This is a genomic window from Massilia sp. YIM B02443 (assembly GCF_030411955.1).
In the GTDB taxonomy this organism is placed as follows: domain Bacteria; phylum Pseudomonadota; class Gammaproteobacteria; order Burkholderiales; family Burkholderiaceae_D; genus Telluria.
In genome coordinates this window covers 16,336-34,921 of the sequence record NZ_JASNRA010000026.1, presented here as the reverse complement: position 1 = coordinate 34,921, position 18,586 = coordinate 16,336, and the positions used below count along the sequence as shown (strand labels likewise).

The following is an 18,586-nucleotide window of genomic DNA, read 5'->3' as shown; positions in this document are numbered from 1 at the left end:
CAAACGATCGTGCGACGGGTGAACACATGTTCTTACAACACTACAATACATTTATTCAGGCCATTAATTTGCCCGTCGCAAAGCTGTGTTTTTACGAACATATCGACCCGGACGATATTTGCAATACCTATCGCGCATTCACGCGCCCGCATCCACGTTTTCGCTTCATCCGCGCCAAGACCATCGGCGCCGCCCTGATTGACCTGGCGCGTTTCGCCGACCGCAACACTTATCTGGAACAAATCAAGGCCAAGAACCACGGCGGCTATCATGCGAAGCGGGCGCGCAAACGCGGATATCTATTTTCGGAAATCGACCGCAATCAACACGTCGACGAAATTCATGCGATCAATACCTCGCTCGAAAATCGCCAGGGCCGGCCGATGGACCCGCGTTATCTGAAAAAACGCGACGCATTCGAACGGCTGCCGCATTTCAGGTATTACGGCATTCTCGACGGGAAAGGACAACTCGTCGCCTATGCCAATCTCGGCTTGTACGGTAATTTCGCTGCCTATTCGCAAATGCTCGGCTACCGTAACAACGACGGCATCATGCACCTGCTGCTGGTCGAGTCGATCTGCCGCCTGATCGATGAAAAGCAGGTGCGCTACGTAATGTACGACACCTTCTTCGGCGCCCAGCCCGGCTTGCGCACCTTCAAGAGCATCCTCGGCTTCCAACCCTATCGCGCGCGCTATTCATTGCAATGAAGACGCTCCTGAACCGGGTCTACGCCGACTACCTGATGCCCAGCCGTCTCGGCGAGTACGCCGCGCTGCTGCGCGCCGCGGCCGAAGCCGGTTACGCGCAGGTCTCGGTGCGCAGCTTCTTCCGCGACCTGAACCGGACTGCGCAGCGCGGGCGCACCCTGGTGCACCGGCACGACATCGACAGCGACCTGCGCACCGCCAAGAAGATGTTCGCGATCGAGGCCCGGCATGGCGTCCAGGCCAGCTATTACTTCCGCCTGTGCACGCTGGACTACGGCTTCATGCGCGAGATCGAAGCCGCCGGCAGCGAAGCGAGCTACCACTACGAGGAAATCGCCGACTTCGCCAAGCGCCACCGCATCCGCAAGAGCGACGAACTGCGGCGCCGCTTTCCCGAGATCCGCGAACTCTTCGCCCGCAACATCGGCCAGATCGCCACCCGCCTGGGCGCGCCGCTGGCCACCGTGGCCAGCCACGGCGACTTCGCCAACCGCCGCCTGAAGGTGATCAACCACGAACTGCTGCGCGACGCGTCGCTACGCGCGCGCTGCGGCATCGAATGCGAATCCTATGACGTCGAACTGCTGCGCGGCTTCGACATGTACATCAGCGACCGCAAGCATCCCGTCTACTACCACCCGATCTCGCCGTTCGAGGCGCTGGGCCGCTACGAGCGCATCTGCCTGCTGACCCATCCGGTGCAGTGGGAAACCAACTGGATCGAGAGCACGCGCTGCAATCTGCGCCGACTGCTCGAGGAAATGGCGTGGCGGGTATGAACATCCTCCTGATCAACCACTACGCCGGCTCCATCCACCATGGCATGGAATACCGCCCATACTATCTGGCGCGCGAATGGGTACGCCGCGGCCACCGCGTGCACATCGCCGCCGCCACTTGCTCCCACCTGCGCCAGCAGGCGCCCGGCACCGACGCCGGGGCCGGACCCTGGACCGAAGAAAACATCGACGGCATCCGCTACCTCTGGCTGCGCACGCCCGCCTACCGTGGCAACGGCGCGGCGCGCGTGCGCAATATGCTGGCCTTCGTCGCGCGCCTGTGGCGCGAAGCGCCGCGCCTGGCGCGCACGGTGGCGCCGCATGCCGTGATCGCCTCCAGCACCTATCCGCTCGACATCTGGCCGGCGCACCGCATTGCGCGCCTGGCCGGCGCGCGCCTGCTGCACGAGGTGCACGACCTGTGGCCGCTGTCGCCGATGGAGCTGGGCGGCTACTCGCCGCGCCACCCCTTCATCATGCTGCTGCAGGCGGCCGAGAACCACGCCTGCCGCCACGCCGACGCCATCGTCTCGATGCTGCCCAAGGTGCGCGAGCACCTGGAAGCACGCGGCATGGCGCCGCACAAGCTGCACATCATCCCGAACGGCGCCGATCCCGACGAATGGCCTGCGCCGGCCGAGCTGCCTGCCGGGATCATGGCGGATCGGCCAATGGCGTTGGGCGAGTCTGTCCGGAAGACGCGAGCGAGCACCGGCATGGCAAGCGGGATCGGAACCGGTTCGGCGCGGCGCGTGACGGCGACCGGACCAGTCCTGACGCTGGTCACCTCGAGCCCGAAGACGGCTGCGGCGCCCGGCGCGGCCCCGGCCCCGGTCCGAGCCCGAGCAGCGCCAGCTCCTGCATCGGCCGCCGTCGCCGCCTTGATCAGGTCCGCCAGCCCGCCGGCAACCTCGGCCACGCCATCGCTGGCGCAGCTGCCTCCCGAATTAAGCAGGCTGCTGGGGCAATTGCGCGAACAGGGCAAGACGGTCGTCGCCTACACCGGCAGCCACGGCCTGGCCAACGCGCTCGATATCCTGCTCGACGCTGCGCGCCTGGTGCACGACCAGCCGCTGGCCTTCCTGCTGGTCGGCGCCGGTCCCGAAAAGGAGCGGTTGCAACAGAAGGCGCAGCGGCGTGAACTGGCGCAGGTGCATTTTGCCGCGCCGGTCGCCAAGCGCCACATGCCGGCCTTGCTCGGCAATATCGACATCGCCTTCCTCGGCTGGCAACGCCAGCCGTTGTACCGCTTCGGCATCGCACCCAACAAGCTGCTCGACTACATGATGGCCGGCTGTCCGGTGCTGCATGCCGTAGACGCCGGCAACGACCCGGTGGCCGAAGCCGGCTGTGGCGTCAGCGTCGCGCCCGAAGACCCGGCGGCCCTCGCCCATGGCTTGCTGCGCTTGCTCGAACTCGGCCCGGAACAACGGCGCCTGCTCGGCGCACGCGGCCGCCGCTATGCCTTGTCCCATCTCACCTACCCGGTGCTGGCGCAGCGCTTTCTCAACGTACTCGCACAGGAGACTCCCCATGGCTGACCAGGCAAGGGCCGGGCACGATGCCCCGGCGGGCGAACGCGGCGCGACATTGGCCGCAGCCCCGCCCGTCGACGGCGTCGCGTTGATGACCGACGCCAGTGGCATTGGCGCCGAGACGATTGTCGCCGAGTGTCAGTACCGCTGCACCGCCGACGATGGCCGGGCGCCAATGAACCCCTCCGATGCCGAACGCGCCGGTGTGGCGAGCGCCGGCGAAGCCGCGACGGCCAGCGGCGAGGAGGACGCCTTCCTGCCCTTCGCGCTGCCCGACATCGGCGAAGAAGAAATCCGCGCGGTCGAGGCTTGCCTTCGATCGGGCTGGGTGACCACCGGCCCGGTCACCAGGCGCTTCGAGGAAGCCTTCCGCAACTACCTCGGCGGCGTCGAAGCGATCTCGGTCAACTCCGCCACCGCCGGACTGCACCTGGCGCTGGAAAGTCTCGGCATCGGTCCCGGCGACGAGGTAATCGTGCCGACCCTGACCTTTACCGCCACCGCCGAAGTGGTGCGCTACCTGGGCGCACGCCCGGTGTTCGTCGACGCCGATCCGCACACGCTGAATCTGGCCCCGCGCGCGGTCGCGGCGGCGATCACGGCGCGCACCCGCGCCATCGTGCCGGTGCACTACGCCGGCCTGGCCTGCGACATGAACGCCATCGGCGCGCTGGCCGTGCGCCATGGCCTGCACGTGGTCGAAGACGCCGCCCACGCCTTCCCGGCGCGCTGGAACGGGCGCCTGGTCGGCACCCTCGACAGCGACGTCACCGTCTTCAGCTTCTATGCCAACAAGACCATGACCACCGGCGAAGGCGGCATGGTCGTCACGCGCGATGCCTCTCTGGCGCAGCGCATCCGTTGCATGCGCCTGCACGGCATCAGCCGCGACGCCTTCGACCGCTACGTCTCGCGCACGCCGTCCTGGTACTACGAAGTGATCGCGGCCGGCTTCAAGTACAACCTGACCGACATCGCGGCCGCCATCGGCATCGAGCAATTGCGCAAAATCGACCGCTTCCAGGCGCGCCGCGCGGCGCTGGCGGCGCGCTACGACGCGGCGCTGGTTGGCCTGCCGCTGCAGTTGCCGGCGCGGCCCGCTCGCGGCGCCACCCACGCCTGGCACCTGTACGTGGTGCGGCTGGCCGACGGCGCCGGCATCGAACGCGATGAACTGATCCGGCAGCTGGCGGAGCGCGGCATCGGCACCAGCGTGCACTTCATCCCGCTGCACCGGCAACCGTACTGGCGCGACGGCTGCGGCCTGCGCGCGGCCGATTTCCCGGTCGCCGAGCGCGCCTTCGAAACCATGCTCACCCTGCCGCTCTATACGCGCATGCGCGACGCCGACCAGGAACGGGTGATCGCGGCGCTGCACGCCCTACTGCCATGATCACTGCCGTCATGATCAAGCGCGGCTTCGACCTGGTGGCGTCATTGGCCGGCCTGGTGCTGCTGGCCCCGGCACTGCTGGCGATCGCGCTGTGGATCCGCTGGGATTCGCCCGGCCCGGCGCTGTACCGCCAGCAGCGTGTCGGGCGCGGCGGCGCACTGTTCACGATCTACAAGTTCCGCACCATGCACCAGCGGCGGCACGACGGTGAGCAACTGACGGTCGGCCACGATCCGCGCATCACCCGCGCCGGGGCCCTGCTGCGGCGCTACAAGCTCGACGAGCTGCCGCAGCTGTTCAACGTCCTGCGCGGCGACATGAGCCTGGTCGGGCCGCGTCCGGAAGTGCCGCGCTACGTGGCCTGCTATCCGGAACCGGTGCGCCGCATCGTGTTGTCGGTCGCGCCGGGCATCACCGACTGGGCCTCGATCCTGTACAAGGACGAAAATGCGGTGTTGGCGCGCTCGGCCGATCCCGAGCGCGCCTATATCGACACCGTGCTGCCGGTCAAGCTCGACTATTACGTGCGCTATGTACGCGAGCGTTCGTTCTGGACCGACCTGCGGATCATCGCCCACACGCTGGCGGCGATCGTCCGCCAGGCCGCCGACCGACCGCTCCCATGATGCGCCTGGTGCACCTCGGCGACCTCGAAGTGGCACTGCCGCTCGCCGCCGCGCTGGCCGCCTGGCTGCTGGCGGCCGGCGCCTGGCGCACCGCGCTGCGCTGGGGCCTGTGCTTCGCGGCGGCGGTGCTGCTGGTCGGCGGCAGCAAGATCGCCTTTCTTGGCTGGGGAACCGGCTTTTCCGCGTTCGCTTTCAAGGCGCTCAGCGGCCACGCGACCGTGGTCAGCGCCCTGTATCCGATGCTGGCCTGGGTGCTGCTGTGCCGCCAGGGAATGGCCGCGCCGCGCATCGGCCTGGCGGCCGGGCTGGCCCTGGGGGCGGCGGTCGCCGCGCTGCTGGTGGTCACCGGCGAGCATACGGGAGTGGAAAGCGCCGGCGGCTGGCTGCTCGGCGCCGGCGTCAGCCTGGCCGGCGTGGCCTCCTCAAACGAATTGCGCACGGCGCGCCTGTTGCCGGGCCTGTGGTGGTCGCTGCCGGTGTTCTCGGTCGGCGCCTGGCTCATGGAATCCGCGCACGTCGGCTACTGGATGGTCCGGTTGGCCCTGGCGCTGTCGGGCAATAGCCATCCCCATGCATGGGATGCCTGTGGCTAATTCTTCACAAGGAGCGAGAGATGCCTACCCTATCCCTTCCCACCCTGCGCTGTCGGTCGCAATCGAACCTGAACGAGCACCCACTGCAGTCGCTGGCGCTGTCGCTGTTGCGCGGGGTGGCGGCGCTCGAGGTGGCGGCGGGCCACCTGCGCTCCGAGATCTATCCCGGCCTACGCTCGCTGGCCGATCCGACCTTTGCCTACCAGGTGTTCGCCTTCGTCACCGGCTTCGCGCACCAGGCCGTGATCGTGTTCTTCCTGATCAGCGGCTGGCTGGTCGGCGGCAGCCTGCTCAACCGCCTGCACCAGCCGCGCGCGCTCGCCAACTACGCGATCGACCGCGTCACGCGCCTGTGGACGGTGCTGTTGCCGACCCTGATCCTGATCCTGCTGATCGGCATGACGATCGGCGAAGCGCATCCAGGCCAGGTCGACGCCTCGCCCGCGAACAACTATTCGGCGCTGAGCTTCATCGGCAACCTGCTGGGCGTGCAGACGATCCTGGTGCCCAACTTCGGCGGCAACTATGCCCTGTGGAGCCTGACCTACGAAACCTGGTACTACGTCCAGTTTCCGCTGCTGGCGCTGGCGCTGTTCGGACACGGCCGCTGGCGGCGCGCCGCCTGCGCCGCCGCCTTCGTGCTGCTGGTGATCGCGCTGCCCGGCATGATCTCGACCTATTTCATCCTCTGGCTACTGGGCGCCGCCTTTTCGCGCATCGAGCTGCATTGCGGGAACGCGATGCGCGTTTCCCTGCTGCTGCTGACCGCGGTCCTGTTCAGCTATTACCGGCTGACCGGCAGCAATAACGAACTGGCGCCTGAATCGTTCGTGCAGGACCTGATCTGCAGCATCCTCCTGCTCCTGCTGCTGGCATCGCTGCACCAGCAGGTCGATACGCGTTTACCGCGCTTCGTACGCGCCAGCGCCATCGCCAACTTCTTCTCCGAGTTGTCGTTCACGCTGTACGTGATCCACCTGCCGCTGATCTTCCTGCTGCTGCACGTCGGGGCCGAGACACTTGGACGCGACCAGCTCGATCCGCACGTCACGCTGGATTACCTGTGGTACGGCGTCATCCTGCTCGGGCTGATTGGCGCTGCGTATGTGTTCTATCTGCTGTTCGAACGCAATACGTTCCGGATTCGCCGCGCGCTCAAGAACTGGCTGCTGGCGCCGCCGCCGAAACGTCCGGTGGTACCGGTACTGTCGCCGGACTGAGCTATCTGCCGAGGCTGCCTTCAAGGCAGCCTGATTGGCGACGCGCAGGCTTGCCTCCAGCCCGGCGGCGCTGCGCCATGGCTCGGTTGCAATCGATGGGTTCGTCACCGCCCGGCATGCTTGTCGTCCAAAGCAGGCCCATGCGCCATTCGCCCGGACGGCGCTCGCCTTGGCAGCGACAGGCGTGGACCAGGAATTCGCCACTACGACAATTCGTAGCGCCGGCGCCGGCGAGCGATTCGAGACCGAGCGCTGTCTGGACTGCGCGCGCGGCGTTCTATTGCAGCCATGTCCCAGGCTCCGTCGACGAAGCGCTGTCGGAGGCTCGATCAGCGACAACGATCAGTCTGGCCTGTCACGTCGATTCGTCGGATAGCCGACCGTCTTCCTACGGCTGCCAAGTGCCGCCTGCGAACTGAGCAGGCCGGAGAGCGCGTCAGGCGCTGGTCGAGTAGCGCCTGGGGTGGAGTATCGAGCGGCAGCGACACGAATAGCGCGCCGCCCCTCGCACATATCATGGGGCAAGTGTCTGCCCTCCACGCCGCCAGAACCGTCAGCACGATCGACGTATATTCCACTCCGAACCGTCGAGCCCGCTCGCGCAAGCTGCAGCCTAGGCCGCATACCGTTCCTTCAAACTTATGTAAAACTATTTACAGCTAGCTTTACTGTTGAATTCCTGATTCGTCGAAGCCGGTTCCACCTTACAGTTTCGCAGGGCCAGCGCCTTCTTCTCCACAGGCTGATACGGTGGAACTCACCGCCATCACAAATTTGAATGAGTTCCAGGCTATCTGTTAAAACCCTAACTGCACGGCGTTGTACTGGGAGCGGTATTCACCCAGCCGCAGCGCCATGTCATTGAACAGCACACCACGCGGCGAAATGCCGGCATGGTTGAGGCGCTTGATCGACTCATTGATGTGGTTCTCGGTTGTCACGCCCGAGCGCGCGACGATGAACACGGCGCCGGCATGGCTTCCGATGATCAGCGCATCGGCTACCGCCAGCAAGGGCGGCGGATCGAGCAGGACCAGGTCGTAGCGGGCGCTGGCGGCCTCGAGCAGGTTGCCGAAGTTTAGCTGCAGCAGGAATTCGGAGCGGTTGGTCGGCAGCTCGCCGGTCGGAATGAAGTCGAGGTTGTCGAGCACGCCGCGGTGGATGACCTCGTCAATGGTCATGGCGCCCAGGATGGCGCGCGACAGGCCACGCACGCGGTCGACGCCGAAGTAGCGGTGCAGGTGGCCGTTGCGCAGGTCGGCGTCGATCAGCAGCACGCGCATGCCGCTGGCCGCCATCACGGCGGCGAAGTTGGCGGTGACGAAGGATTTGCCGAGGCAGCGCGTCGGTCCGGCCACCATCACCACGTTGTTCTTGAAATGCGGCATCGAGAAGCGCAGCGCGGCGCGGAAGCTGCGCAGGCTTTCGACGGCCGGGTCTTCCGGCAGGATCTGGGCCAACAGCGGCAGCACACCGTCGGGTTTCACCTTGCGCATCAGGCGGTCTTCGTTGCCGCTGTGGGGGATCGATGCGTACACCACGCGCGCCCGCAGCAACCGTTCGATCTTGGCCGGGTCGTCGATGCCGCCACGCATGGTCTTTCGCGTAAAGGCGATCAGCGTGCCCAGGAACAGGCCGGTGACGACCGCCAGCGCCACGATCAGCGGCCGATTCGGCTTGATCGGGCGTTCCGGCGCGATCGGCGCGTCGACCAGGCGCACGTTGCTGACGCGGCCGACCGAGATCAGGCGCAGCTGCTGGGCCGTGTTCGACAGCGCCGTGTACAGGTCGGTGTTGACCTTGATGTCGCGCGACAGGCGCGCTTCGTCCTGCTCCATCACCGGCAGCGTGCGGATGCGGCCTGCGATCGCTTCGATCTCGGCGTCGACTTCGCGCCGCTGGCGGTTGATGGCGGCGACCACCGGATGGTCTTCGGTGAAGCGCGCCAGCAGTTCGGCTTTCTTCTGCGTCAGCTCCATGCGCCGTGCACGCGCGGCGGCGGCCTGCGCCAGGCTCATGCGCGCTTCTTCGCGCAAGTCGACGGTGCCGTGGGCGTTGCGGAACTGGTTGTAGCGGTCTTCGGATTGTTCCAGCTGGCGTTTCAGGATCGGCAGCTGCTGGTTCAGGAAAGCCAGCGACTTTTCCGCTTCTTCGGTCTTGCGCGCCAGGTTCTGGCGCATGTACTCGCGCCCGATCTCGCTCAGCAGGCTGTTGATGCGCTCGGCGTTCTGGCCCTGCAGCCGCACTTCGATCACGCCCGATTGCTTGCCCTGCTCGGTGATCACCATCGCGCGCTGGATCGCCTGGATGGTGCCAAGGCGTGACTTGCGCTTGATCTTGAAGCGCGCGCCGGGCTTGGCCGTCATGCGGTCGACCTTGATCTCGACCAGGCCATCCGGGGTGCGCACCCGGTAGCGCTGGCCGACGCTGGCGTCGAACGCGATGCGCTGGCCGCCGCCCGAGAAACGGTAGCGGTCGCCGGCGCGTGCGGTCAGCACGAATTCGCGGTTGAGCCAGCTTTCGGGCACTTCGAACACGGAGACCTCGGCGCGCTCGCCGCCCCACACGAAGCCGCCGTAACCGAACAGGCCCGGATTGGACAGCGCCGCGCCGTTCTGGCTGGCGAACCAGGAACCGAGCACCGGAAAATACTTGGGCTGCACCTCGACGTAGAGCTGCAGGTTGTCGACCGCGCGCGAGACCACCATGCGCGAACGCAGCAGCTCCATTTCGGCAATCGCCGCCTTCTTGGTCTCGAACAGCGACGATGCCTCGCTCAGGATGTTCTTCGAGGCGTTCGGACTTTCTTCCTCGACGTGGATCATCAGGTTGGCTTCGTACACGGGGTTGGCCACCAGCGCGTACAGCACTGCCACCACGGTGATGATGGCGGTGATGCTGCCGATCAGCCAGCGGCTGTCGTACAGCGTGTTGAGATACCCCTTCAGGTCGACCGTGGATTCTTCCGGCAGCGGTTCGGGTGGACGGGGGTCGAACGGCACCGACAGCACCGGCGGGCTGTGCGACACCTGGGTAAGCGAATGCGCATCGTGCGTGCTGGTCATGCTGAATTCCTCCGGCTCGGTGCGCTCACGGCGCCGATGGCCGACGCGTCAGACATGGGGTTCGGGTATGCGTGCAAGTAGCTCATGGACACTGGCGGCTGTTCAGGAATGATCTGGCAGGTTCAGGGACGCTCGAGGATGCCGCTCATGGCCGGTTGGTGACACCGACCGCGTTGGTCAGCGCCCCCGGGAAGATCAGGCTCAGGTTACGGTTCCAGTTGGCCAGCGGCGAAGCAGCCACGTAGACCACGTCCTTGGGCCGCAATTCGAACGTCTCGGCCATCGCCAGCGCGCCCGAGTCGCGCGCATCGAGCCGGAACACGCGGGTACGCTCGGCGGTCTTGCGCACCACATACACCTGGCGCGCGTCGCCGCTCAGCGGGCTGATGCCGCCGGTCTCGCCCAGCGCTTCGTTCAGCGTCAGGCGGCCGTTGTGCATCGTCAGCGCGCGCGGCGTGATCACCTCGCCCGAGACGAATACCTTGCTTTCGTCGCGCGAATGCACGCGCACCACGTCGCCGTGCGCCAGCAGGATGGTGCCCGGGTTGACGCCCTTCTGCACCAGCTCGCGCATGTTGACGGTGTAGCGCGCGTCGCCGCGCTCGACCACGATGCGGCTCTGGTCGGCCGTGGGCTGCATGCCGCCGGCGCGGTTGATCGCCTCGACCAGCGTCATCGGGATGTCGTCGATGGCCTGCAGCCCGGGCAGGCGCACTTCGCCGTCGACGTACACGCGGCGGCTGCGGTAGGCCTGCACGCGCAGGGTCAGGTTGGGATTGGCGATGTAGCGCGCCAGCTTCTTGGTCAGCAGCGCGCGCGCCTGTTCCTCGGTCAGGCCTTCGACCGGCAGCAGGCCGGCCAGCGGAAACTGGATGCGGCCCTGGTGGTCGACCGCGAAACCGGGCGGCGTGACGTTGGGCTGGACCACGCCGGCATCCGCCGCGGACGTGGCCATGGTCATGCCGCCGGCCGCCAGTTCGGGATGGTCCCAGACCACGATCGAGAGGATGTCGCCGCGCCCGATCGTATACGGAGGCGGATGCTGCACGAACAGCGGCGACAGGTCTTGCCGCGCCGCGGCGGCATTGGCCTGGCGCTCGTTGGCGATCAGGTTCTCGGTGATCAGCTCGGTGGGCGGCGCAGACGATTCGCCGCCGCCGCCCGAGCGCGCCGCTTCACCGAACCCGATGCCGGCGCCGGAAGCGCAGCCGGTCAGGAGCAACACCAGGACCAGCATCGGGAGAAGTAACGCGGCACCGGAGAAGGTGCGGCCAGCGCCTGGACGGCGCCAGGCAGTGCCTGCAACGGAACGAAACAAAGCCATGATTGTTGCCTATCAAAAATAGTCGCGGTACTTGAACGATGCAGTCCAGAGTACGGCGTCTATCGGGCTTGGCTTTGCAGCTGGTCAAAAGGCAATCGGGCACGGCGCGCGGCCGGGACGGTCATGCAAGCACCAGGTCAGCGCATCTCTTCCAGCAACTTGAGGCCGTCCGTGAAGCGCCAGATGCGGCGGATTTCGATGACGTCGAAGCGTGCGGCGACGTTCGGCGGAAACGCCGAATAACGTGCATTGAGACGCACAAAGCGGCGCACCGCCTCGTCCATGTCGGCCCTGCCGCTGGAACGGACGATGGTCACCTCGTCGATGCTGCCGTCGCTGCGCAGGGCCAGGCTGACCAGCGGGTCGATGCGCACGTCGCGCAGCGCCAGCCGCGCGCCGCCCAGCACGGCGTTGCGCTCGAGTTTCTGGCGCACGCTGTCGACGTACAGGCGCAGCGGCGCGTCGCGCTCGCCGCCATCGGCCAGTGCGCGGCGCGGATCGTCACGCCGGGCTGCCGGCAGCGCAACGCCGGCGCCGGGGATGGTCAGGCCGCGCAGCAGCTCGCGTGCGCGGCTGCCCGGGATGCCGGCCAGCGCCCCCGGTTGCGACAGATCGCCGGCGCCGCTGCCCGCGCCGTTGCCGGCACCCGGGCCGCCGGCGCCCAGACCCGAACTGCCGGGCTGGCCGCTTCCGGGAGCCAGCCCGGGTCCCTGGGCCTGCAGGCGCTCGGCCGCGGACCTGCGGGCGGCCTCGTCCGCTTGCTGGCGCGCCAGCCGTTCGGCGTCTGCACGGGCGCGCTCATCGGCTTGCTGGCGCGCACGCTCTTGCGCCAGGCGATGCTGCGCTTCGATGCGCTCGCGCTCGGCCTGTTCCCGGGCCAGGCGCTGCGCCTCGATACGTTGACGCTCGGCCTGTGCACGCGCTTGTTCCTCCTGCGCCAGACGTTGCGCCTCGAGACGCTGGCGTTCGGCCTGTTCCTGCGCCTGGGCCAGGCGCAGTGCTTCCGCGCTGGCGCGCTCTTGCGCGGCAGCCTGCGCCTGCAAGGCGGCCTGCTCGGCAGCGCGCTGCTCGGCGAGCCGGCGTGACGCCAGTTCTTGCGCTTCGCGCTGGCGCATCGATTCGTCGTTGGCGCGCGCCGCCCGCGCCGCTTCCTCGGCGACTCGTTCCTGCTCCTGGCGTGCCAGCAGTGCTTGCTCCTGCGCCTGCCTCTGCTGCTGTTCGAGTTGCTGGCGCGCCAGCCGTTCCTGCGCTTCCCGCTGCGCCGCCTGGGCCTCGTCGGCCGCCTGTTGCTGGGCGATCCGTTCGCGCTCCTGCGCTTCTTCCAGCGCGCGCTGGCGTTGTTCGTCGGCTGCACGCCGCGCCAGTTCCTCGGCCTCGTCGTCCGTGCCGGTGACGGTGTCTTCGATAGTGGACTGCGCCAGCGGTGGCGTTGCGCCCTCGTCCCCGGTTTCCTGCGCCAGCAGCGGAGCCGGTTCGGGAATGGATGCCGGCACAACCTCCGGCAGCGGCAGGCTGAATTCGGAATCCGGATTCGGCGCGGCCACGATCACCGGCGCCGGCACTTCGCGCACACGCCGTTCGATGCCGGGCTTGCCGCGCTTGGGCCGGACCTGGGCGGACGCCGGCTTCGCAATCTCGACTGCCGGCGGCGGCGGGGGCGGGGGCGGCAGGTCGACCAGGCGCAGGCCGTTCACCCGAGCAGGTTCCGGTGCCGGCACTGGCACGGGTGCCGGGGTGGGCACTGCGACGGGAGCGGGCGGGGTGGCGGCAGGCACGGGTGGCACGGATTGCGCAGCGAGCGGTACTGAAGCGGAGACAGGTGGAGCATCAACCGGCGCCGCATCCGGCGCCAGCGTCACGGTGATCGGCCCGCCGCTGCCCAGACCGAGCCCCGGCACGCCGAATTGCAGCGACAGCACCAGTGCGTGCAGCAGCACCGACACGGCGATGCCGGCGCCAAGGCGGCGGTCGCTGCGGATCGTGGCGGGAGAGCGACTGCGTGCGGACGCTGAAGGCATGTCGGGCTTGATCAATTGTCAAGCTGGCATCTTAACGTTTACTCAGCAGTAATGCGAGACGCGCACGATACGATGCGTCTTCCACGCCGCACCGCTGCATGACGCAGGTCAGCGCCTGGTCGGCTTGAAGGTATAGGTTTCGCCGTGCGCCAGGTACACCACGTCACGCTCGAGTCCGGCCGCCTTGACCTCGCGCGCGAAATCTTCGAGCGGCGACTTGAAGACGTCGTAGTCGTTGTAGTGAATCGGAATGGTCTTGCGCGGCCGCACCACCTGCATCATGCGCACGCCGTCCTTGCCGTCCATCGTCACCTTGACCACGCCCAGGATGCGGGTGCCGCCCAGGTGCAGCAGCGCCAGGTCGATGCCGGGAAAACGCTGCGGCACCTGCTTGATATCGTCGATCACGAGGGTGTCGCCGCTGATGTACATGCGGTAATCGGGACGTGCTGCATCGACGCCGAAATCGAGCACCGATCCCATCACCTTGGGCAGCAGCGCCGCTACGCCGGCCGGCCCATGGCGGCCCGGCGTGGCCGTCACGCGCATCCGGCTTTGGCCCTTGCTGACCTCGAGCCGGTCCCATGGGCTGAGGCCGGTAACGCGCTTGAAGCCGAGCTTCCTGAGGCTGGCGGCGGCCTGGCGCGTGCTGACGATCGGGACTGCGCGGTCGAGACGCTTCTGCACCAGCTGGTCGAAGTGGTCGCCGTGGAAATGCGACAGCAGCACCAGGTCGATCGGCGGCAACCCGTCGAAGCTGATGGCGGGATTGGTCTTGCGTTCCGAGGTCAGGCCGTAGCCGAGGTGTACGTGGTCGCCCTTGTGCAGGAAATTCGGGTCGGTCAGGATCGTGAATCCCTGGTAGCGGATCAGCACGGTGGCGGTGCCGATGAACTGCACCGTGCCCTGGCTGTTGTCGACCGGCGCGTCGCCGGCCGGGAGTTCCAGCGTGACGACCTGGCCGGCATTGGCGTCGGATGCGGGCGCCTGGGCGAACGCCTGTTGCTGCGGACCGAGCAAGCCGGCGACGGTGGCACTGACGACGACACAGACGGCAAACAGACGGGCAAGGCGCATGAACGGTCTCCAGAAACCGGCGAACCGCCCGGCTCGCCCTACCGTGACGCTATCACGAAGCCCGGGCGGCAGGCGTTCACTTGCCGGACAGGCCGACGATCACCGCATGCAGACCCGCCTGGGCCTGGGCCCACGGCGTGCCGGCCAGTTGTCCGCTGCAGACCGGACAAGGTTCGAGCGGATTGCAGTCGTGCCCCAGTTCGAGGTAGTTGGCGCCGACCACGGTCTTGCCCTGGTAGCTGTCGACCCGGCCGGGGCGAGCCGCGGCCGGGGCTGTGCCCGGAGCCGCCGCACCGGCCGCTCCTGCGGCGCCGTCGACCCACTTGGCAAAGGGTTCGGCGGCGACGCCGTCCGGCACGTACCAGCGGCGCCGGGTTGGATTCCAGCGGGCGCCGAGGGCCTTGGCGGCGTCCTTTTCGGCATAGGGAACGTTCAATAAAACCATGGGCGGAAGGTACTCCAACGTCGTTATCGTGGTGGGGCGCCATTGTACAGCCAGGCGACTGCTTATCGGCAGGCCAGGCGCCTGGTGCCGGCGAAGCTCATTGATCTTTCTCGAGTCGCGCAGCCGCGGCGTCGCTGGCACGCTGCTCGCGCCGGTCCTTGCGGTAGGTGTAGACCAGGTTCGCAACCGAGCTGAGCAACGCGGTGACGATGCCGACCAGGATGCTCGCGTCCGCCAGTGTCCAGCCGTCCCACATTGCCATGACACTGCCGAGATAAGCGGCTAGCCTGGTCAGATCAAATTGTTGGTTCAACACGGTGTCTCCTTCGTCCCGGCCAGCCGGCATGCATACAGCGATTGTTGTCTGAGCGACGTCTCGTACAACGCTCTGTGCTAAATCAATACTGATGACAAAGTATAGAAAAACTAAACAACCCGAGTCAAGAAAAACTATACAAACGCGTATAGCTTTGCTATACCATACGTTTATGGAACTTCAAACGATGATTGCCGGGTGGGTGCGCGATGCACGGACCGCGGCGGGGCTGTCCGGGGCGGCGCTTGGCGCCAGGCTCGCGCTCGAGCTCGGCACTGAGCGCGGCCATACCAAGGCCAACATCTCGCACTGGGAGAACGAAAAGCACAGCCCCAACCTCAAGCAACTGCTGGCGATCGCCAGGGTCACCGGCAAGAGCCTGCCGGCCGATATCCTGGCGCCGATGTCCGGCAAGCCGTGGGGCGAGTCGGCTGTCGATGTGAGCGAGGCGATGCGCGTCGTCAGCGCCGAGAATGACGACGACGGCTTCGTCCAGATCCCGATGGTCAAGCTGCGCCTGTCGGCCGGCATCACCGGGTACCAGACCGAGCCGGAGCGGCGCGATGGCGGCACGCTCGGCATGCGCCGCACCTGGCTCGAGCGCAACCAGTACAACCCGACACACCTGATTGCGATCTACGTCAAGGGCGAGAGCATGGAACCGTCGCTGTACGCCGGTGACATCGTGGTCATCAACACCCTGGATACCAAGCTGGTCGACGGGGCCGTGTATGCGTTCAACTATGAGGGAGAAGCGGTGGTCAAGCGGCTCGCGCGCGACGCCGGCCAGTGGTGGCTAACCTCGGACAACGTCGACAAGGGCAAGTACCACCGCAAGCTGTGCCAGGGCGGCGACTGCATCGTCATCGGGCGTGTGGTGCGCAAGGAAAGCGATCGGATTTGAAACTGCGCGCCGGCATCGTCAGCGTGCGCGGTGTGCGCATCGCGCTTGCCTTTGCACCGGCACGCTATCTCGGCGCCGGCATGGGCGACGCGCTGCTGGCGCGATTGACGCCGTATTTTCCCGGCTTGCCAATCATGCTGGTGTCGATCAAGGCCGGCAAGCGGCGCGCCTACGCGACCTTCGATACGTCCACCCTGCTCGCAGAACTCGACCTGGAGAACATCGAAGAACATCCGGTCGACCTCGACACGCCGCCACCGGATACGCGCGAACTGCCGTTCTGATGCCGCGCTGCCGCAGGCATGCGAACCGCCAGACTGCGGCCCTGGTCTGCAGCGGCGCCCAAAAACACATCGAAATAATCTGATCGTGGAAAAGGATTATTCGATTTTACTTTGGATTCTGCGGCCCGTATATTGATGACTCCAGTTCATTTTGAAGCGAGGAAGCAATGCGAAGTTACCCTACTGACAGTCCCAAAGCCATGAGCCGCCTGCTGGCCCTGGCCATGATCGCCGACGGCCGCCTGGCCCCGCAGGAGCTCAAGACCCTGCACCGCAGCGGACTGCTCGGGGTGCTGCGGGTCAGCGAAGACACGTTTGATGAGACCGCCGGCGAACTGTGCCAGGACTTGCTGGCCACCAGCCGCAAGCGCGAACCGGGCATGGTCGATATCGAGCCGGACACGATCGACCGGCTGCTGGCGGAGGTGCAGGATCCGGCGCTGCGTGCGACGGTATTGAAAGGCATGCTGGAAATCGCGCGCGCCGACAGCGTGATCGATCACCGCGAGCGCAGGCTGTTGCGCCGCGCAGTAAATGCGTGGGCCGAGCCGGAGTCGGTGCTCGACACAGCAGCATAAGCGGTAACAGGAAGATTTCTTGGCCTGCCCAGCTGGATTCGAACCAGCGACCCTTAGCTTAGAAGGCTAATGCTCTATCCAACTGAGCTATGGGCAGTCATTGTTGGCACTGCAGTTCGGCACTGCAACGGCGCTGCGACGATGTCGCAACGGAAGCGCAAAAAGAAAACGGGCTGTCCAGGACAGCCCGCTATCGTATTCATGGTCGGAGTACAAGGATTCGAACCTTGGACCCCCTGGTCCCAAACCAGGTGCGCTACCGGGCTGCGCTACACTCCGTAGGGCGGATAATACTCCTGCCAGGGCGAGGCGTCAATGCGCGCCGGATGCCGTCGCCGGCCCGTGCGCTCATTCATGGGTGTTTTATGCCGCCAGCTTGTCGGCGATGCGCCGCGCCATGCTCTCGGCCATGTCCGCTTCCCTGGCCTCGACCATCACGCGGATCAGGGGCTCGGTGCCCGAAGCACGGATCAACACCCGGCCGTTGTCGCCCAGTTCGCGCTCGACCGCTTCCTTCTCGGCCACCAGGGCCTGATCGCTGGTCCAGTCGAAGCCCGGCGTGACCTTCTTGTTGATCAGGGTCTGCGGGAACAGCGTCAATTCGGCGCAGCAGTCGGCCAGCGACTTGTTGCCGCGCTTGAGCGCCGACAGCACCTGCAATGCCGAGACGATGCCGTCGCCGGTGGTGTGCTTGTCCAGCGCCAGCAGGTGGCCCGAACCTTCGCCGCCCAGCAGCCAGCCGCGCTCGTTCATGACTTCCAACACGTAGCGGTCGCCGACCTTGGCGCGCGCGAAACCGATACCCATCTGCTTGAACGCCACTTCCAGCGCCATGTTCGTCATCAGGGTGCCGACGGCGCCGGCCACCGGGCCGGTGCTCATACGGTCGCGCACCATCACGTACAGCAACTCGTCGCCGTTGTAGACGCGGCCATTGGCGTCGACCATGATCAGGCGGTCGGCGTCGCCGTCCAGCGCGATGCCGAGGTCGGCCTTGTTGGCCACCACGGCTTCGGACAGCGCTTTCGGCGCGGTGGCGCCGAAGCCGGCGTTGATGTTGAAGCCGTCCGGCTGGGCGCCGATCGAGATGACTTCGGCGCCGAGTTCGTGGAACACATGCGGCGCGATGTTGTAGGCGGCGCCGTGGGCGCTGTCGACCACGATCTTCAGGCCGCGCAGGTCCAGTTCATTCGGGAAGGTGCTCTTGCAGAATTCGATGTAGCGGCCCTGGGCATCGCGCAGGCGCGTCGCACGCCCCAGCTTGTCGGATGGCACGCAACCCATCGGCTGGTCGATCGCTTCCTCGATTTCGAGCTCGACCGAATCCGGCAGCTTGGTGCCGTGGCGCGAAAAGAACTTGATGCCGTTGTCCTGGAACGGGTTGTGCGAGGCCGAGATCACCACGCCGGCCTGCAGGCGCAGGGCGCGGGTCAGGTAGGCGATGGCCGGGGTTGGCATCGGGCCGGCCAGCATCGAATCGACGCCGGCGGCCGAGAAACCGGCTTCCAGCGCCGCTTCCAGCATGTAGCCGGAGATGCGGGTGTCCTTGCCGATCAGCACCACCGGACGGCCGCCGCTCGACTTTGCGCCCTTGGCCAGGACAGTGCCGGCGGCGTAGCCGAGGCGCATGACGAACTCGGGGGTGATCGGTGCGACGCCCACCAGGCCACGTACGCCGTCAGTTCCGAAATATTTGCGTGCCATCTTGTTCTCTTT

The 18,586-nt window shown here is 66.6% G+C and carries 17 protein-coding genes and 2 tRNA genes; 10 read left to right on the top strand and 9 right to left on the bottom strand.

Annotated elements, in window-relative coordinates; genetic code table 11:
* Positions 1 to 26 precede the first annotated feature (26 nt).
* Genes QPK27_RS21215 through QPK27_RS21185 form a run of 7 tightly spaced genes read left to right on the top strand, consistent with a single transcriptional unit; the run spans position 27 to position 6,859 of the window.
* Positions 27 to 713: a hypothetical protein gene (locus QPK27_RS21215; RefSeq protein ID WP_290420168.1), complete on the top strand. Its 687-nt coding sequence runs from the start codon at positions 27 to 29 to the stop codon at positions 711 to 713.
* Positions 710 to 1,492 (top strand): hypothetical protein, encoded by a 783-nt coding sequence (locus tag QPK27_RS21210; protein ID WP_290420167.1) that lies wholly within the window; start codon positions 710 to 712, stop codon positions 1,490 to 1,492. The genes QPK27_RS21215 and QPK27_RS21210 overlap by 4 nt, the downstream gene beginning before the upstream one ends.
* On the top strand, positions 1,489 to 3,033 hold the full coding sequence (locus tag QPK27_RS21205) for a glycosyltransferase family 4 protein (protein WP_290420166.1): 1,545 nt from the start codon (positions 1,489 to 1,491) through the stop codon (positions 3,031 to 3,033). The genes QPK27_RS21210 and QPK27_RS21205 overlap by 4 nt, the downstream gene beginning before the upstream one ends.
* A complete protein-coding gene (locus tag QPK27_RS21200) occupies positions 3,026 to 4,420 on the top strand; it encodes a DegT/DnrJ/EryC1/StrS aminotransferase family protein (RefSeq protein WP_290420165.1) in 1,395 nt (464 codons plus the stop codon). Before QPK27_RS21205 ends, QPK27_RS21200 begins: the two co-directional genes overlap by 8 nt.
* An 11-nt stretch (positions 4,421 to 4,431) precedes the next feature.
* Positions 4,432 to 5,046: a sugar transferase gene (locus QPK27_RS21195; protein WP_290420200.1), complete on the top strand. Its 615-nt coding sequence runs from the start codon at positions 4,432 to 4,434 to the stop codon at positions 5,044 to 5,046.
* The gene (locus tag QPK27_RS21190) at positions 5,043 to 5,639 is read left to right on the top strand and encodes a hypothetical protein (protein WP_290420164.1); all 597 of its coding nucleotides are present in this window, start codon (positions 5,043 to 5,045) and stop codon (positions 5,637 to 5,639) included. Before QPK27_RS21195 ends, QPK27_RS21190 begins: the two co-directional genes overlap by 4 nt.
* 20 nt (positions 5,640 to 5,659) lie before the next feature.
* On the top strand, positions 5,660 to 6,859 hold the full coding sequence (locus QPK27_RS21185; protein ID WP_290420163.1) for an acyltransferase: 1,200 nt from the start codon (positions 5,660 to 5,662) through the stop codon (positions 6,857 to 6,859).
* A 797-nt stretch (positions 6,860 to 7,656) separates the two neighbouring features.
* Here QPK27_RS21185 and QPK27_RS21180 read toward each other — a convergent pair.
* The 6 genes from QPK27_RS21180 to QPK27_RS21155 all read right to left on the bottom strand — a co-directional run bounded on the left by QPK27_RS21180 (position 7,657) and on the right by QPK27_RS21155 (position 15,104).
* Complete coding sequence (locus QPK27_RS21180) at positions 7,657 to 9,924, bottom strand: polysaccharide biosynthesis tyrosine autokinase (protein ID WP_290420162.1); 2,268 nt, start codon at positions 9,922 to 9,924, stop codon at positions 7,657 to 7,659.
* Between the two features lie 145 nt (positions 9,925 to 10,069).
* The gene (locus QPK27_RS21175; protein ID WP_290420161.1) at positions 10,070 to 11,248 is read right to left on the bottom strand and encodes a polysaccharide biosynthesis/export family protein; all 1,179 of its coding nucleotides are present in this window, start codon (positions 11,246 to 11,248) and stop codon (positions 10,070 to 10,072) included.
* Positions 11,249 to 11,385: 137 nt separating this feature from the next.
* Positions 11,386 to 13,266, bottom strand: coding sequence for an energy transducer TonB (locus QPK27_RS21170; RefSeq protein ID WP_290420160.1), 1,881 nt, complete (start codon positions 13,264 to 13,266; stop codon positions 11,386 to 11,388).
* A gap of 108 nt (positions 13,267 to 13,374) precedes the next feature.
* A complete protein-coding gene (locus QPK27_RS21165) occupies positions 13,375 to 14,343 on the bottom strand; it encodes an MBL fold metallo-hydrolase (RefSeq protein ID WP_290420159.1) in 969 nt (322 codons plus the stop codon).
* A gap of 76 nt (positions 14,344 to 14,419) precedes the next feature.
* Positions 14,420 to 14,788, bottom strand: a complete 369-nt coding sequence (locus tag QPK27_RS21160; RefSeq protein ID WP_290420158.1) for a DUF5710 domain-containing protein — start codon at positions 14,786 to 14,788, stop codon at positions 14,420 to 14,422.
* A gap of 97 nt (positions 14,789 to 14,885) precedes the next feature.
* Positions 14,886 to 15,104, bottom strand: a complete 219-nt coding sequence (locus QPK27_RS21155; protein ID WP_290420157.1) for an HP1 family phage holin — start codon at positions 15,102 to 15,104, stop codon at positions 14,886 to 14,888.
* 172 nt (positions 15,105 to 15,276) lie between these two features.
* Here QPK27_RS21155 and QPK27_RS21150 point away from each other — a divergent pair, with 172 nt between their 5' ends.
* The 3 genes from QPK27_RS21150 (at position 15,277) to QPK27_RS21140 (ending at position 16,870) form a co-directional block, all read left to right on the top strand.
* Positions 15,277 to 16,008 (top strand): S24 family peptidase, encoded by a 732-nt coding sequence (locus QPK27_RS21150; RefSeq protein ID WP_290420156.1) that lies wholly within the window; start codon positions 15,277 to 15,279, stop codon positions 16,006 to 16,008.
* Positions 16,005 to 16,292: a hypothetical protein gene (locus QPK27_RS21145; RefSeq protein WP_290420155.1), complete on the top strand. Its 288-nt coding sequence runs from the start codon at positions 16,005 to 16,007 to the stop codon at positions 16,290 to 16,292. The genes QPK27_RS21150 and QPK27_RS21145 overlap by 4 nt, the downstream gene beginning before the upstream one ends.
* Before the next feature lie 200 nt (positions 16,293 to 16,492).
* Entirely contained in the window at positions 16,493 to 16,870 is a 378-nt protein-coding gene (locus tag QPK27_RS21140; protein WP_290420154.1) for a TerB family tellurite resistance protein, read from the top strand.
* Positions 16,871 to 16,890: 20 nt separating this feature from the next.
* On the opposite strand, the gene QPK27_RS21135 is transcribed toward QPK27_RS21140, so the two are convergent.
* The 3 genes from QPK27_RS21135 to glmM all read right to left on the bottom strand — a co-directional run bounded on the left by QPK27_RS21135 (position 16,891) and on the right by glmM (position 18,574).
* Positions 16,891 to 16,967: transfer RNA gene (locus tag QPK27_RS21135), tRNA-Arg, on the bottom strand.
* A gap of 105 nt (positions 16,968 to 17,072) precedes the next feature.
* Positions 17,073 to 17,149, bottom strand: a tRNA-Pro gene (locus tag QPK27_RS21130).
* An 84-nt stretch (positions 17,150 to 17,233) separates the two neighbouring features.
* Positions 17,234 to 18,574 carry a phosphoglucosamine mutase gene (glmM, locus tag QPK27_RS21125; RefSeq protein ID WP_290420153.1) on the bottom strand — a complete coding sequence of 447 codons (1,341 nt, stop codon included), beginning with the start codon at positions 18,572 to 18,574 and terminating at the stop codon, positions 17,234 to 17,236.
* Positions 18,575 to 18,586 lie beyond the last annotated feature (12 nt).

Bases quoted from the DNA above. Each gene is read 5' to 3' on its own strand.
- QPK27_RS21170 (WP_290420160.1), bottom strand. From the start codon at position 13,266: ATGCCTTCAGCGTCCGCACGCAGTCGCTCTCCCGCCACGATCCGCAGC.
- QPK27_RS21160 (WP_290420158.1), bottom strand. From the start codon at position 14,788: ATGGTTTTATTGAACGTTCCCTATGCCGAAAAGGACGCCGCCAAGGCC.
- QPK27_RS21185 (WP_290420163.1), top strand. From the start codon at position 5,660: ATGCCTACCCTATCCCTTCCCACCCTGCGCTGTCGGTCGCAATCGAAC.
- QPK27_RS21175 (WP_290420161.1), bottom strand. From the start codon at position 11,248: ATGGCTTTGTTTCGTTCCGTTGCAGGCACTGCCTGGCGCCGTCCAGGC.
- QPK27_RS21205 (WP_290420166.1), top strand. From the start codon at position 1,489: ATGAACATCCTCCTGATCAACCACTACGCCGGCTCCATCCACCATGGC.
- QPK27_RS21150 (WP_290420156.1), top strand. From the start codon at position 15,277: ATGGAACTTCAAACGATGATTGCCGGGTGGGTGCGCGATGCACGGACC.
- QPK27_RS21190 (WP_290420164.1), top strand. From the start codon at position 5,043: ATGATGCGCCTGGTGCACCTCGGCGACCTCGAAGTGGCACTGCCGCTC.
- QPK27_RS21180 (WP_290420162.1), bottom strand. From the start codon at position 9,924: ATGACCAGCACGCACGATGCGCATTCGCTTACCCAGGTGTCGCACAGC.
- QPK27_RS21210 (WP_290420167.1), top strand. From the start codon at position 710: ATGAAGACGCTCCTGAACCGGGTCTACGCCGACTACCTGATGCCCAGC.
- glmM (WP_290420153.1), bottom strand. From the start codon at position 18,574: ATGGCACGCAAATATTTCGGAACTGACGGCGTACGTGGCCTGGTGGGC.
- QPK27_RS21140 (WP_290420154.1), top strand. From the start codon at position 16,493: ATGAGCCGCCTGCTGGCCCTGGCCATGATCGCCGACGGCCGCCTGGCC.
- QPK27_RS21195 (WP_290420200.1), top strand. From the start codon at position 4,432: ATGATCAAGCGCGGCTTCGACCTGGTGGCGTCATTGGCCGGCCTGGTG.
- QPK27_RS21215 (WP_290420168.1), top strand. From the start codon at position 27: ATGTTCTTACAACACTACAATACATTTATTCAGGCCATTAATTTGCCC.
- QPK27_RS21200 (WP_290420165.1), top strand. From the start codon at position 3,026: ATGGCTGACCAGGCAAGGGCCGGGCACGATGCCCCGGCGGGCGAACGC.
- QPK27_RS21165 (WP_290420159.1), bottom strand. From the start codon at position 14,343: ATGCGCCTTGCCCGTCTGTTTGCCGTCTGTGTCGTCGTCAGTGCCACC.